Source organism: Robertkochia flava (assembly GCF_020166515.1).
Taxonomy (GTDB): domain Bacteria; phylum Bacteroidota; class Bacteroidia; order Flavobacteriales; family Flavobacteriaceae; genus Robertkochia; species Robertkochia flava.
Genome location: NZ_JAINZT010000002.1, coordinates 76,759 through 91,431, shown reverse-complemented (window position 1 = coordinate 91,431; position 14,673 = coordinate 76,759). Strand labels below are relative to the sequence as shown.

General features: G+C 47.3%; 14 protein-coding genes. 6 read left to right on the top strand and 8 right to left on the bottom strand.

What is annotated here, in order from left to right:
* Positions 1–10 precede the first annotated feature (10 nt).
* From K7R11_RS00910 to K7R11_RS00900, 3 genes are all read left to right on the top strand, one after another.
* Positions 11–1,393 carry a CsgG/HfaB family protein gene (locus K7R11_RS00910; protein WP_224487930.1) on the top strand — a complete coding sequence of 461 codons (1,383 nt, stop codon included), beginning with the start codon at positions 11–13 and terminating at the stop codon, positions 1,391–1,393.
* 27 nt (positions 1,394–1,420) lie between these two features.
* Complete coding sequence (locus K7R11_RS00905) at positions 1,421–2,929, top strand: carboxypeptidase regulatory-like domain-containing protein (RefSeq protein WP_224487929.1); 1,509 nt, start codon at positions 1,421–1,423, stop codon at positions 2,927–2,929.
* A gap of 76 nt (positions 2,930–3,005) precedes the next feature.
* Positions 3,006–3,371, top strand: coding sequence for an endonuclease domain-containing protein (locus tag K7R11_RS00900; RefSeq protein WP_224487928.1), 366 nt, complete (start codon positions 3,006–3,008; stop codon positions 3,369–3,371).
* Positions 3,372–3,620: 249 nt separating this feature from the next.
* Here K7R11_RS00900 and K7R11_RS00895 read toward each other — a convergent pair whose 3' ends face one another.
* From K7R11_RS00895 to K7R11_RS00870, 6 genes are all read right to left on the bottom strand, one after another.
* Positions 3,621–4,124 (bottom strand): hypothetical protein, encoded by a 504-nt coding sequence (locus K7R11_RS00895; protein ID WP_224487927.1) that lies wholly within the window; start codon positions 4,122–4,124, stop codon positions 3,621–3,623.
* Positions 4,125–4,404: 280 nt separating this feature from the next.
* Positions 4,405–4,623 (bottom strand): hypothetical protein, encoded by a 219-nt coding sequence (locus tag K7R11_RS00890; RefSeq protein ID WP_224487926.1) that lies wholly within the window; start codon positions 4,621–4,623, stop codon positions 4,405–4,407.
* Positions 4,624–4,830: 207 nt separating this feature from the next.
* On the bottom strand, positions 4,831–5,601 hold the full coding sequence (locus K7R11_RS00885) for a hypothetical protein (RefSeq protein ID WP_224487925.1): 771 nt from the start codon (positions 5,599–5,601) through the stop codon (positions 4,831–4,833).
* Between the two features lie 90 nt (positions 5,602–5,691).
* The gene (locus K7R11_RS00880; protein ID WP_224487924.1) at positions 5,692–6,093 is read right to left on the bottom strand and encodes a group III truncated hemoglobin; all 402 of its coding nucleotides are present in this window, start codon (positions 6,091–6,093) and stop codon (positions 5,692–5,694) included.
* Positions 6,094–6,119: 26 nt separating this feature from the next.
* Positions 6,120–6,620 carry a hypothetical protein gene (locus K7R11_RS00875; RefSeq protein WP_224487923.1) on the bottom strand — a complete coding sequence of 167 codons (501 nt, stop codon included), beginning with the start codon at positions 6,618–6,620 and terminating at the stop codon, positions 6,120–6,122.
* Between the two features lie 73 nt (positions 6,621–6,693).
* Positions 6,694–7,980: an acetyl-CoA hydrolase/transferase family protein gene (locus K7R11_RS00870; protein ID WP_224487922.1), complete on the bottom strand. Its 1,287-nt coding sequence runs from the start codon at positions 7,978–7,980 to the stop codon at positions 6,694–6,696.
* Positions 7,981–8,139: 159 nt separating this feature from the next.
* On the opposite strand from K7R11_RS00870, the gene K7R11_RS00865 reads away from it, so the two are divergent.
* Both K7R11_RS00865 and K7R11_RS00860 read left to right on the top strand, forming a co-directional pair.
* Positions 8,140–8,907, top strand: a complete 768-nt coding sequence (locus K7R11_RS00865; RefSeq protein WP_224487921.1) for an outer membrane lipoprotein-sorting protein — start codon at positions 8,140–8,142, stop codon at positions 8,905–8,907.
* Between the two features lie 16 nt (positions 8,908–8,923).
* Positions 8,924–11,953, top strand: coding sequence for a VPS10 domain-containing protein (locus K7R11_RS00860; protein ID WP_224487920.1), 3,030 nt, complete (start codon positions 8,924–8,926; stop codon positions 11,951–11,953).
* A 287-nt stretch (positions 11,954–12,240) separates the two neighbouring features.
* Here K7R11_RS00860 and K7R11_RS00855 read toward each other — a convergent pair whose 3' ends face one another.
* A complete protein-coding gene (locus tag K7R11_RS00855; protein ID WP_224487917.1) occupies positions 12,241–12,435 on the bottom strand; it encodes a helix-turn-helix transcriptional regulator in 195 nt (64 codons plus the stop codon).
* Positions 12,432–12,845: a hypothetical protein gene (locus tag K7R11_RS00850; RefSeq protein ID WP_224487915.1), complete on the bottom strand. Its 414-nt coding sequence runs from the start codon at positions 12,843–12,845 to the stop codon at positions 12,432–12,434. Before K7R11_RS00850 ends, K7R11_RS00855 begins: the two co-directional genes overlap by 4 nt.
* Positions 12,846–13,444: 599 nt before the next feature.
* Here K7R11_RS00850 and K7R11_RS00845 point away from each other — a divergent pair.
* A complete protein-coding gene (locus K7R11_RS00845; protein ID WP_224487913.1) occupies positions 13,445–14,668 on the top strand; it encodes a serine hydrolase domain-containing protein in 1,224 nt (407 codons plus the stop codon).
* Positions 14,669–14,673: the final 5 nt, after the last annotated feature.

The following is a 14,673-nucleotide window of genomic DNA, read 5'->3' as shown; positions in this document are numbered from 1 at the left end:
CCTATACAATATGAGAAATGCCCTGAAAAACCTGGCGGTCTTTACCGCCTTCCTGCTACTGTCTGCCTGCGGCACCTATTTCAGTCAGCCCTTCAGTCAGCAACAGGCCCGAACCGGGGAAACCACCCCCCATACCAACCGATTAACCCAACTGCCCCTGCCGGCCGAGCCGGTGGTGGTGGGAGTATACAATTTTAAAGACCAGACCGGGCAGTACAAGGCTGTGGAAAACGGGAGCACCTTTTCTACCGCCGTCTCCCAGGGGGGTACCACCATGCTCATCAAGGCCCTGGAAGATTCCCGCTGGTTTACCCCTATAGAACGGGAAAACCTCTCCAACCTGCTCAACGAGCGAAACATCATCCGCTCCACGCGAAGCGAATACAGCGGTCAGCCCAATAACAATCAGCCCAACCTGCCACCCCTGCTGTATGCTGGTGTATTACTGGAGGGCGGCGTGGTGTCTTACGACAGCAATATCGTGACCGGCGGACTCGGTGCCCGTTATTTTGGGGCCGGGGGATCTTCCCAGTACCGGGAAGACCGGCTCACCATCTACCTGCGTGCGGTATCCACCTCCAACGGGAAGATTCTGAAAACGGTGTATGTATCCAAGACCATTCTTTCGCAGGCCATTGATGCCAGCCTCTTCCGCTACGTGAACTTCCAGCGGCTGCTGGAGGTGGAAACCGGGATCACCAAGAACGAACCCGTACAGCTGGCCATGAAGGACGCCATTGAGAAAGCGGTGGAATCCCTTATCATCGAAGGGATAGAGGAAGGCCTTTGGGCCACGGCAGAAGGCAAGGATAAGGACGAGTACCTGGTGGAGCACTACAACAAGGAAAAGGTGGAAGACGAGTCGACCTTGCTGTACGATAGAAAGCAGTTTAACGATCCTTATAAGAACAGCTTTAGCTTTGGCGGTCACCTGTCTTTATTTAGCGGAGATTATTCTAAAAAGACCCTGTCCGGGGGAGGTGCTCTCGGCTATTACAGGGATCTCTCCAATTATTTTAGCCTGGGCATGCTTTTTAATTACAACAATTTCAGGGGAGGAGAGGACTGGAGTCGCAGTTTCGTTGATTATTCCATCAACCTGCAATCAGACCTTTTACCCTTTGACAATATAACTCCTTTTGTTTACGGTGGTCCCGGATTGATCTACGAGGTGGAGGATCTCGAAGGCAGCGAGCTCAGAAGCAGCCTGTATGGAAAATTGCAGGCAGGTGGCGGAATAAAATTCCGGCTAAGCAGGCATTTAGACCTGGCACTATTTGCTGAAGGGAACTTCGCCCTTACCGATGCTCTGGAAGATATAGAGAATGGCAAACGGGATGACTTTTACTACAACTTCGGACTTCGGCTGCATTATAAATTCGGACTTCGATAAACCTTATCCTAAATCAAGTACACAACTATGAGAACGATACTAAAAACCTTGGCCTTCTTTTTTCTGATCACTCTGCTTACGGGTTGTTCAGAAGATACTATAGATGAAACCGGAGAGGGTACCCTGACCGGAAAGGTAGTGACCGCCTCCGGGAATCAGCCCCTGGAAAATGTGAAAATTTCAACGACACCGATATCTACCACGGTATTTACCGACAGTGAAGGCGCCTTTGTGATCGATAACCTTGCCACAGGGGAGTATTCGGTGCAGGCAGAGCTGGATGCGTTCGTAACGGCCTTTGAAGGGGCCAATATTCAGGATGCCCGGACCGTTAATGTGGTATTTGAACTGGATTCTGTAGCATCCAAAAACCTGGCCCCAAAGCGCCCTATATTGATCAGCCCTGAAGATGGGGAAGATGATCTGAATACTACGGTTGAGTTTATTTGGAGTTCCTCTGATAATGACGGAGATGAGGTAAGTTACCGGCTGGAAATACGAAATGGTACGACCAACGAGATGATGACCTTTGAAGAGATCAAGGACACTGTGTATACGGTTAATGACTTACAGGCCGGCGCCAATTATATCTGGCAGGTTACCGCAAATGACGGCATAAATGATGAGGTGAGTAGTGCTTTGGCAGGATTCAGGACATTGAACCTGGCGGAGAACCGGGTGTTTTTCAATAGGGAGGTAAACGGGAATAGTGTGATTTTTAGCAGTCCGGGCACCGATGCAAACCCGGATTCGGTTGCTGTATTCCGGTTGACCCCATTGGATAAGAATTCCTTCCGTCCGAGAAAGAACAGCACGGCTGGAAAGGTGGCTTTTTTAAGAAGTGTGGGCGCAGAAACCCATTTGTTTACTATGAACAGCGACGGTAGCGGGGTCAGGCAGGTTACCCGCGATATCCCGGTGGCCGGGTTTAACCTGGAAGAGATCGATTTTACATGGTTTGATAACGGGGCGCGACTGTACTACCCGAATTTTGATAAGCTCTATGCCATCAACGCCGACGGAACCGGGGTGGAACTGGTCTATACCGAACCCTCGGGGAATTTTATTACCGAAGTGGCCGGGAATGCCGTGAACAAACAGCTCGTGATCAAAACCAATAACAGTGCCGGGTACAATGCCCGTATCGTCGTGATCGATCCGGACACGGATACCGAGGTAGCCGTAGTGGCTGAAGGCTTTTCAGGGGCCATGGGCGGACTCGATTTCTCCATCGGGGGAACCAGGGTGCTTTATACCCGTGATATCAGCGGTTCGGAAAATGCGCAATACCGCCAGTTAAACACCTATATTTTCCAGCACGATCTCGTTACAGGGCTAACTACGCAGCTGCAAATGGAAAGACCTGCCGGAACCCTTGACCTGGATCCGAGATATGCACCAAACGATGGCGCTATCATTTTTATGAATACTTCCAACGACGGTATCTCCCGGCGCGATCTCTACCGGGTGGTATTCGATGCAGAGCTCAACAGGGAACTTATCTTCGAAGATGCGTCCATGCCGGACTGGGAATGACCCCTTCCGGTTTTGCAGAGCAAAACCACCTTCCCCTGAGAGGGGAAGGATATTTATTTTATAATGACTGATTACTATGGGGATTCATAATCGAAAAGAAAGTGAAATCAGAAGAAAACAGCTGAGATCAAAGATGACAAATGCTGAATGGGTACTATGGCATCATTTAAGAAAAAAGCAGTTGCAAGGCAGACGCTTTCGAAGGCAACATAGCATCGGTCCTTATATTGTAGATTTTTATTGTCCTACAGAAAAATTAATTATTGAGGTTGATGGAGGCGTTCACCTGGCCCCGGAACAAATTAGAAAGGATGAACAACGTTCGAGATATTTTAAAGCAAATGGTTATTATGTATTGCGATTTTCCAACAATGAGATCTTTAAGATCATCCCGGAAGTCCTTTTAAAAATTGAAACTTCCTTTAACCAAAGAAAAACATGAGTAACATCCCCTTCCCCTCACCAGGGGAAGGTGGCCCCGCTGTCCAGCGGGGTCGGAAGGGGTTGTGTCAGCACTCAAATCTCATGCTTTAAGGGAAGGTGTCAGCACCCTCGTGCTGACGGATGGGGACCGCTTCATGTTAATAATGTTGTTTTACTGAGTTAACCGGTGGGGGTATGCTTCAGGATATAAAAAAGAAAAGCCGGGGTGTGTCCCCGGCTTTTCTTTTTTCTGAAGATGAATTAATTCTTAAGGATAAAAATTCAAGCCCAGGTTAACGGTTGGAAATGCAGTATCCAGGAGGATGTTCTGGTAATTAGCTACGATATCCATGTTCTCGGTGATATTGAATCCTGCCTGTGCCCGAAACATAAATCCTCCTTCCTGGTTATCACCCAGGGCGAAGGCATATCCGGGCTGTAGACCCAGGTATAAAAGTGTTCCGGCATACAGTTTGGCGGAGGCCAAAACGGGAATATACTGGTAATCGTCAACCTCAATATTTAACCCCCCAATGCTGATGTCCTCTCCAAATACGTGACCGTATCCGGCTGCACCTCCTATCATAAAGTTCTCATAAACATAAGTATGATAACTGATATCGGCATCAACGGAAAAGCTGTAAAGGTCGCTGTAGGCATCGCTCACAGGAAGTCCCCCGCGCACACCGATGCTTATTGTTTTATTCGAGTACTGAGCCATGGCTGTCATGGTGAGGCAAACCATAAGCGCCGTAAAGAGTAGTTTTTTCATAGTAAGATGTTTTAGGTTACAGTGCAATATTACAAAACATTAGGAAATAACCTACGTATTTTAAAGTAGGGTGGAGTCACTTGAATTGCGATTACCTTCAAGAGCGTGGCACTCTACCTGTTACCCAGGACTTCTGTAACAAGAAGAATAACCTGAAAATATCTGAGTAGGAACTGAAGGATGTATACGCAAGCGTTTAGAAAATTTAGGCCATAATAAAAAACCGGCGCACTCCATCAGAATGCGCCGGTTGATCGAAAGAATTTTGACTGAACCGCCTCTAAACCGGACGTCCCTTAAGACGCTTTTCTGCCTGCTGTTTACGCTTGGTAAGGCGCTTCATCAGGTTCATCAGTTTTTCATCCTTGTTCTTTTTATAGATCTCATTGATGCTGAGAATAAGATCCTTTGCCTTACGCGAGAAACGGATGCGCTCACTGTTCGTTTTAGGCTTTGGTTCATTTTGTTCGAAATCTATTGCTTCGGCGATCAAATCCATTATTAAGTGTTTTGTTGCTATATTATATATTCCAACGAGGAAACCAACTTAAATTGCATAGTTTATGAATATTTTAAGATCGAAAAACTCGATAATGAAAGGTTTTCCTGTAAAATAGGTATCTCTTAAAGCGCTATCAGACAGGCTTTAGCAGTACTTTGTTATATTTTTTACGGAAAACCCTCCTTTAACAAAGATTAACACTTGTTAATCCTGGTCCGGACCTACAGATTTCACCCTTTCGTAAATTATACTCCATTCAAAACCATCGGGAAGAAGGTCTCCCATTTTGGTTTTATTCATCATTTCTTCCCATCCGGCGTCCATTTCTGCCTGGGGCGTATACCGGAGATAGTTCATTACACCTTGCATGGTATTAAATCCATCCCATGTTAGCACTGAAAACCGGGCATTATTTCCCCTGGGGTAGATCACCGACATCATTCCCCAACTGGCCATTCCCATTTCTCCACTTTCGATATTAGCCTGATGAAAGGGTTGCCAGAGGGTTTTGTTCTCTTCAATAAAAGCGCCCCGGTTCGCAGGCATGGCATAATTAACCAGGGCGTACTTATAATCGCCCGGAATTACTGCTTCCAGTTGCATCCAGTAGTCAAACGGTATCGTGGTAAACGAATTGGTCTCTACACTGGAGGGTGATACACCCAGTACCTTGGTGAGGTTTTCCTCATTCCAGACGTCTTCCATGTTCATCTTGTCCAGGCTTTCGAAGGTGTTTACAAAAACGTAATTAGGGGCGTCTTCATTGGTGACTCCAACCTTGCGCCATAATGACCATCCCGTCATATGTCCCTTGTCTATGGCGTCTTTCGCCACTTTGGCCCAGTGCTCCGTTTCCCTTTTTACGAACTCATCTTCCTGGTCTGCCGGCACCTTGCGGTACTGTAAGTATGCCACTTGAGCAAAAGAGGTACTGATAAAGATGAGGGCAAAGAGGATACAGAGAAACCTTTTCATGATCTTGGTTTTAAGTTGTTAAGTGATAAAGTTACGGATAAAACTGATTAAAATTATCTTAACTAACTGAAAACCAATAAATTCAGGCAATTATTTTTTGTCCCGCTCCTGGTAGATGTGGAGAAAAAACATGGTAGCCATTTTACGGGCCCTGTTTTTAGCGATCCAGGCTTTTTCTCCTGTAAACAGCGCATCCAGAGTGGCGATCCACAGTTCGATCCATTGACCAAAATGTTCCATGGTGATGGTATGTCCGAAGGCTTTGTCAACCGCACAATGGGCCTGAACCGGGTTTCCGGTATAGCTTCGGTTGAGGAATAACTGGGATTCCCAGAAATCGGTAAGCAGCTCCAGGTGAGCGGGCCAATCACTTATGGTATCGTTAAAGAAGGGACTGAGGTCGGGATGGGTGCGCACTTTTGAGTAGAAGGTGTTGACCAGTAATCGGACATCTTCCCGGTTTTCGATCTCTTTTTTCTCTTTCCCGGACATTCAGGTGGTTTTCAGGATAGGCAATGTTAGTTTTTTCTGAAGGTGAGCAGATCGGTAGTATTGTCTCCACCACTGATATCAAATAATTCGATACGGGAAGAGGAGTAGGTATCGATATCCCAATCGTCCGTAAGTTCAGCCAGAAATCCGGGCGTACTGAAGGCGATATTAAAATCGATATCGTCTTCATTTGAACTGCTGTTGTCGTCGTCGCTGTCGTCGTCATCAGAAACCGACCAGGTGCCGTTATACTGCTCATTGCCGTTGTCTGCCACCAGGGTTCCGTTGCTGTTAAAGGAAAAAGAGTACCCTGCATAAATACCGGTTTCATCTTCTCCGGAATCATTGTAAAGTTCGATGATCCAGGTTCCTGAGGTTATATTAGCCCTGATCTCTTCCATGTTCCGCATGTTGGTGTTCTCTCCCTGGTCGTCATTATCATCACATGAAAAAAGCAGCAGGGTGCTACAGGCCAGTAGTAAAATAATTACGGGATATCCTTTGATGTAAAGTGTAAGACGTTTCATGAAGAATAGAAATGAATTGGTTTTGTCGATACACTATAACGTTCAGAATAACAGGATATTGCGTAGTATATATTTAATCTATTGAAATGCTCTTCCTTGAAAATCGATCGAAGGCAATTCTTTCCAGGGATTCCCGGTGGTCGGGATGGGCGATGCGGATCAGGGCCTTTGCGCGTTCCATCAGGTTCTTCCCGAACAGGTGGGCCACCCCGTATTCGGTAACCACATAGTGTACATGGGCCCGGGTTGTGGTAACTCCGGCGCCGGGTTTTAGCATAGCAACGATCTTGGACTCGCCTTTGCGGGTGGTTGATGGCATGGCAATAATAGGCTTTCCTCTCTCGGATAGCGCTGCTCCCCGGATAAAATCCATTTGGCCGCCAACCCCGGAATACTGCATGCCTCCAATGGTATCTGCGCACACCTGACCGGTAAGATCGATCTCTATGGCCGAATTGATTGCGGTTACTCTTGGATTGCGCCTTATGATAGCCGTATCGTTGGTGTAGGCTGCTTCTTTAAAGTGTACCAGCGGATTGTCGTCTGTGAAGTCATAAAGTTTCTGAGATCCCATGGCAAAACAGGTTACTATTTTTCCTGTCTTTATGGCCTTCTCTTCTCCGGTGATCACCCCGCTTTCGATCAGCGGCAGGATTCCGTCTGTAAACATTTCGGTATGAATCCCCAGACGCCTGTGGTTGCCCAGGTTGCTTAAAACGGCATTGGGAATACTGCCTATTCCCATCTGCAGGGTGGCTCCGTCTTCTATAAGTGCTGCCACATGTTTTCCGATCCTGATATCTGTATCTGTAAGGGGCGGGACCTCTTTTATAAAGATAGGATGGACGGTTTCTGTGGCGATATGGATCTGACTGATGTGGATGATTCCGTCGCCATGGGTTCTGGGTACCATAGGATTGATCTGGGCGATCACGGTTTTTGCTGTCTGTACCGCAGGCAGGGTAACATCTACAGAGGTACCCAGGGAACAGTACCCGTGTTTGTCTGGTGGACTCACCTGGATAAGGGCCACGTCAAGCGGCAGGATATTTCTTCGGAACAGCAAGTGGATCTCGCTCAGGAAGATGGGGGTGTAATCTGCATTTTCGTAATTAATGGCCTGGCGCACGTTGCCGCCCACAAAAAGGCTGTTCACCCGGAACGTTTTATTGTACGGGGATCGGGTGTATCTGGCATCTCCCTCGGTATGGATCTGCACCAGTTCGATATTTTCCAGCTCATTGTAACGGTTGCAGAGCGCATCGATGAGAGCGGTTGGGGTCATAGCGGCTCCCTGGATAAATATCCGGTCTCCGGATCGTACAGCTTGTAAAGCTTCCGACGATGATACGATTTTCATAGTCTCACGGTTTTAACCGTAAAATTAGGAGATGCATATTCCAAGAACGATGACAATTCTCAGCTTTTAAAAAATGTAGGATAATATGGTAGTGACAATGTAACTTTTCGGACATTTATGTAACTTATACTAAGTATTTTAACCATTTAACTAAATCAAATGAAATCAATTACTATCCTTTTCATGGCGGTATTGAGCCTAAGTACGGCCTTGCATGCCCAAACCGCAGATGAGATCCTCGAGAATTATTTTGAAAATATCGGGGGGAAAGAAAAACTTAAAAGTCTGCAGGGGCTTAAGATGATGGCAAAGGTAAACCAGGGTGGAATGGAGATCCCGGTGGAGGTATATTCGCTTGCAGACGGAAGACAAATGAACCTGATAAGTTTCCAGGGGAAGGAGATCAAACAGGGCGTTTTTGATGGGGAAACCTTGTGGAGTCATAATTTCATGACCATGCAGCCCGAAAAAAGCGACGCGGAATCCACCTCTAATTTCAAATTGAATGCCAATGATTTTCCGGATCCTTTTATCGATTATAAAGAGAAGGGATATACAGTTGAACTTCTAGGTGAAGAAACCGTAGAGGGGGCATCCACCTATAAGATAAAATTGGTGAAAGAGCCGCTTACCATAGACGGGAAACAGGAAGAAGATGTTAGTTTCTACTATTTTGACAAGGATAACTTTGTGCCTATTGCCGTGGAGAGTGTCATTAAACAAGGTCCTGCCAAAGGCCAGACCTCCATGGTGACCATGAGCGACTATCAGGAAGTAGAAGGATTGTACTTTCCGTTTTCCATGACCCAGGGCGTTAAAGGACAACCGGGCCAGCCTTTGGTTTTCGATTCGATCGAGCTGAATCCGGAAGTGGAAGCCGAAGCCTTTGAATTCCCGGAGACCACAGAAGGAGGTAAAGACGAATAAGTACGGAATGTTTAGTATGATGAAAAATATATTCGGGATAATAACCCTGCTTGTTCTTTGTCCGCTTGGCATCTACGGTCAGGCAGATGCTGAGGTACGCGGAAAGGAACTTTTCGGGGATCTTACCGCCAGGCATATAGGGCCTGCGCTTATGAGCGGCCGGATCAATGATCTGGAACTTCACCCCACCAATGCCAAGGTGGTTTATCTAGGAGCTGCCGGTGGAGGGGTGTGGAAATCAAATGACGGGGGAGCTACCTTTAATCCGATCTTCGATGAATATTGCCAGTCCATAGGAACGGTTACCCTGGATCCTTCAGATCCTGATAATACGATCTATGTGGGTACCGGGGAAACCTGGACCCGAAACAGTGTTTCCGTGGGATGCGGACTTTATCGTTCTGTTGATGGGGGTGCCAACTGGGAGCTTCTTGGATTCGGGGATTCAGAGCGAATCGCCAGCGTGATCGTGCATCCGGAAAATCCGGATGAGATCTATGTCGGCGTACTGGGTGCACTCTGGGGCGACAGTGAAGAGCGAGGTGTGTTTAAGTCTTCCGACAGGGGAAAGACCTGGAAGAAAATGTTATATATCGACCCCAGGACCGGTTGTGCCGACCTGGCCATAGATCCATCCGACCCTTCCGTCATGTATGCAAGTATGTGGGAATTCAGGCGTACCGGGTGGTCTTTCGAGTCCGGAGGGGCCAATAGTGCCCTCTATAAGTCTACAGATGGAGGAGAAACCTGGAAAAAGATCCATAAGGGATTTCCTTCCGGAAGTCTCGGGCGATTGGGAATTGCGGTTGCACCCTCCAATCCGAAGGTGCTCTATACGGTTATTGAAGCCCAGGAGAACGATCGCAAGGGTTTATACCGCAGTGATGATGCCGGGGAAAGCTGGAAGCAACTCAACAATGATTTCGGCATAACGGTCCGACCTTTTTATTTCTCCCGTATTGTAGTGGATCCCAGAAATGAGGACGTCGTGGTAAAAGCGGGACTTACCGGATCGATCTCACGTGATGGAGGTAAAACCTTTAAGAACCTGGGGAATATGCACAGCGATATTCACGATATCGCCTTTCATATTAAGGACCCTGAAATGATGTTCGCCGGAACAGACGGGGGGGTGTACCGTTCCTGGGATGGCGGGAATACCATGGAGATCGTGGAGAATCTGCCGCTTTCTCAATTTTATCACGTGAGTACCGATAATGCCGAGCCGTATAACGTCTATGGCGGACTACAGGATAACGGTTCCTGGTATGGCCCGTCGCGTTCTCCGGGAGGAATAACCGCCCGCGACTGGAACCCGGTGGGTGGTGGAGATGGCTTTCGCATGTTCCGACATCCGTCAGAGAACATCATTTATGCCGAAATGCAGGGCGCTGAAAATATCTGGCGCTACGATGCCGATCGCAACCTGGTAAAGACCATTCAACCCCTGCCTGTCGAAGAGGGAATGAAGCTGCGCTTTAACTGGAATGCTCCCATTGCGCTTAGTCCGCATGTAGACGACCGGATCTATGTCGGGAGTCAGTTCCTGCACCGTTCGGATAATATGGGCGACACCTGGGAGATCATCTCGCCGGACCTTACCACCAACGATCCTGCTAAGCAAAACCAGGCGGAGTCCGGCGGACTCTCGGTTGATAATTCGGGGGCAGAGAACCACACCACGATCTTTACCATAGCCGAATCGCCTTTGGACGAAAATGTGATCTGGGTAGGTACAGACGATGGAAATGTGCAGGTCACCAGAGATGGAGGTAAATCCTGGAGCAATACTGTAATGAATATCGAAGGATTGCCTGCCAATACCTGGTGCTACCATATTGAGGCCGGGAATTTTGATGCAGGAACCGCATATGCTGTATTTGACGGGCATACGATGAATGATCAGAATCCGTATGTTTTCAAGACCAACGATTTTGGGAAGAGCTGGAAGAGTATCACCACTCCCGATATTAAGGGGTTTGCCAGGAATATCCAGGAGGATTACGAAAATCCCGACCTGCTATTTCTGGGCACGGAATTCGGTCTCTACATTACTACGGATGGGGGAAGCACCTGGAATAAGTTTACCAACAATATGCCGGCAGTCGCCGTCCATTTCATCGACCTGCACCCTGCAACCAATGACCTGGTAATGGGTACTCATGGTCGGGGTGTGATCATCATAGATGATATTTCTCCCCTGCGTGAATTGTCTGAAGAAGTGGTGGCGAAAGACGTACATTTCTTTTCCATACCCCCAACTGTCATTGACGAAACCACCGGATTTTCGGATAGTTTCGGGTCTGAAACCCAGTTCGTAGGCAGGAACGATTCTCGTGATGTACAGATTCGTTACTATCTAAAAAAACGACACGTTTTTGGAAAGATGGCAATGGAAATTCAGGATATGGACGGAAATAAGATTGCAGAGCTGGGAGCAGGGAAGTCAAAGGGAATTAATATCGTTACCTGGAATTACAGCAGGAAACAACCCAAGATGGCCAAAGGGAAGACCTTTAGCTTCGGCGGGTTTACCACCCCTAAGGTTCCACCCGGAACCTACAAGGTGGTAATGACCAAAGGAAATGAAGTTTATGAACAGCCATTTGAACTGCTTTTTGACAATGATCTACCGCTGTCCAGAGAAGACTATGCTGTGAAAAATGAGGTTACGATGGAGCTTTACCAGATGTCCCAGGAATTGGCATATATGGTTTATGAACTGGACGAACTTATTGCTGTAGCCGAAAAGAACGGGAACAAGAAGGAGACCGAACGATTGAACAGCCTCAAGGAAGATCTGGTGATCACCACGGGGGATAATTATGTGGGAGCGGCCGAACCCCAGCTCAGGGAACGTATATCGGCCTTGTACAGCAAGGTGGCCAGCAGTTATGATAAGCCATCTGACAATGATATGGAGAACCTCGGGATGTTGAAAAGGCAAATGGAGGAAGCGGAACAACGCCTGACCAAACTAAAGAAGAAGAGCAAAGGCCTGGAAGGTGTTGAACTACAATCCTATTCTGAATTTATTGGTAGTTAGTATTATATTTCCTTGAAAATGCATCAAAGACCCTGGTAACCCCAGGGTCTTTTTTTATGGCATGGTGAGGTTGTGAATTAAGCGTACCGGCGGAGGGTAATGCCTGAGTAAACAGGGTCTGAAAACAGCTCCTGATCACTTCACGGGCTCTCCGGTTAATCCCTGTGCCTTCATAAAAAATTCTTTTCAGAGTAAAATGCAACAGGGAGATCAAGGAGGTTAGAGGAACACCAGTGTGATCTGCAGGAGGAATTTGGCGAGAAGCAAGACGATATAGATCATGGATTTTAGTTTTCGTATTGAAAGATCTCTTCGATGCTATGCCCAAAGAGTGAAGCGATCTTAAACGCCAGGGGTAAACTGGGATCGAACTTCCCTTTTTCAATGGCGTTTACCGTTTGGCGGGAAACGCCCAGAGCATCGGCAAGATCCCCCTGGGTGAAGTCCCTTTCTGCGCGAAGTACTTTTAACCGGTTTTTCATAGGTAGCGCTTTTGATTCACGAAGATGCCGATCATATAAGTAACGGAAATTAGCACCACCAGGAAGGATATCTCTGCATCCCAGGGGATAACGTTGGTGGTGTCGAGCAGGGAATAAGCGAGCCCGCCAACCACACCTACTCCGAGGCTTATCGCCATGGCGTCGATCTGTATCTTGCGCTGCAGTTCATCCATCCCTTTGATCAGGGTGCGATTGGCGAGGATCATCATGATTCCCATGCTCACGTTAAGCAGGATGGCAAGAACCGATAAGGTCTTATTCTCGTTCCATACGAATTTGGGTCCGAAGGCGGCCAGGGCCATGGAGACTACCCAGGCACCGGTCCAGACCGCAAGGCGGACGGTGTTTTTATGGGTCTGTGCCTTAAAGTCATTTTTAGTTGCACTCATAAGTAAAAGGTCTTTGATTAAATGTTAAGTAAACTTTACACAAAGATAGTAGAATATTTTAAATGTAAAGTCTAGTTTACAAAAAATCGTGTTTTGTTTACTTTTAGAGGGAAGCGGGGAGGCAGGGAGGCAGGGAAGCGGGGAGGCAGGGAGACAGGTAGTCGGTAGTCGGTAGTCGGGAGTCGGGAGTTTACTCATTATCGTATACCCAGCGCTTTACACCTTCACGACTTTACGACTTTACACCTTCACGACTTTACATCTTTACCCATTCACCTATTCACCTAGTCGCCTATTCACCTATCCACCTATTCGCCTATTCACCTATTCGCCTATTCACCTATTCGCCAATGCCTCCAAACTTCGATTTCCAATCATAGGTAGCTTCCGTTAGTTCCTTAAAAGTTTAAAAAAGTATTTTTTACAGGAGAAAATTAAATTTACAACTGGCTTAATGTGCTGAAAAACAAATATTTAATAGATTTACACGTTAACTTTATAGAATACAAACCTCATAAACACTTTTTTAGTTGTTGATATCCAAACGAATGCAATCATTCCGTTATACGAGTAGCGTCCTTTCCGTTATTGTTTTGCTTATGCTCACCTGTTGCAGCACAGAGCTGACTCCGCCTGTTTCCGATAATGAACCGGAAACGGTGGTAAACGATACTGTTCCTCCTTCAGCAGAAGAGGAGGACCCGCCCCAGGGCGGTGATGAGGGTTCGGGAGACGATCCGGATCCCGGAACCGGGGAGGGGAATGACAATGGAGATTCAAAGGAAATCCAAATGTTTTTTCCTTCCAATGAGGAACCGGAAGCGCCCTGGAATACCCTGGAAGCTGATTCTCTTGGATGGGATACATCCGTAACGGAGGCATTGTATTCCTTTCTTGATGTGCATGACACCCGGGCCTTTCTGCTGCTTTACAGAGGTCATATTGTTCTGGAGCGATATTCGGGACAGGAATACGAAACAAATACGGCATTTGAGCAGCAATCGTTCTGGTATTGGGCCTCTGCTGGGAAAACACTTACCTCCTTTTTAACAGGGTTGGCCCAGGAGAAGGGATTGCTGGATATTTCGGACCGCACCTCGGATTATCTCGGGGATTCCTGGAGTAGCCTGTCCCCCGATAAGCAGGACCTCATACAGATCAGACATCACCTCAATATGACCACCGGGCTGGATGAAAAGATCACCGACAATACACCAAACGACAGGGTTGATGATGACTGTACCGAACCTGAATGCCTGCAATACAAGGCAGATGCAGGTACCCGGTGGTCCTATCACAATGCACCTTACAATCTGCTGGATGAGATCCTGATGAACGCAACCGGGAACAGGTACGAGGATTTTTCGAATACACAACTGGAGTATCCACTGGGGATGCGTGGGGAATGGCGTGTTGAAGAGGAATACAACACCATCTATTGGAGTACTGCGAGAGATGCGGCCCGTTTTGGATTGCTGATGCTGAATGAAGGGGTTTGGAAGGATTCCCGGATCATGAATGATGAAGTATATTTTAATGCCATGATTGGTTCGTCCCAGGATATTAATCCCGCCTACGGTTATTTATGGTGGCTGAACAGGGAGGGGTTAAAGATTCCCGGATCCGGTGGCGCATCTGCAGATTTTTTTACGCCCAATGCTCCCCCCGGCATGTATACCGCAGCGGGATTAAATGGGCAGTTTATCGATGTAGTTCCGGAGCTGGAGCTGGTAGTGGTGCGTTTCGGGGAGCTGAATAATGTGAATGAGAGAGCGCTGCATCATGAGATGTGGGGCTATCTGAAAGACCTGATCCAATATTAAGGGTG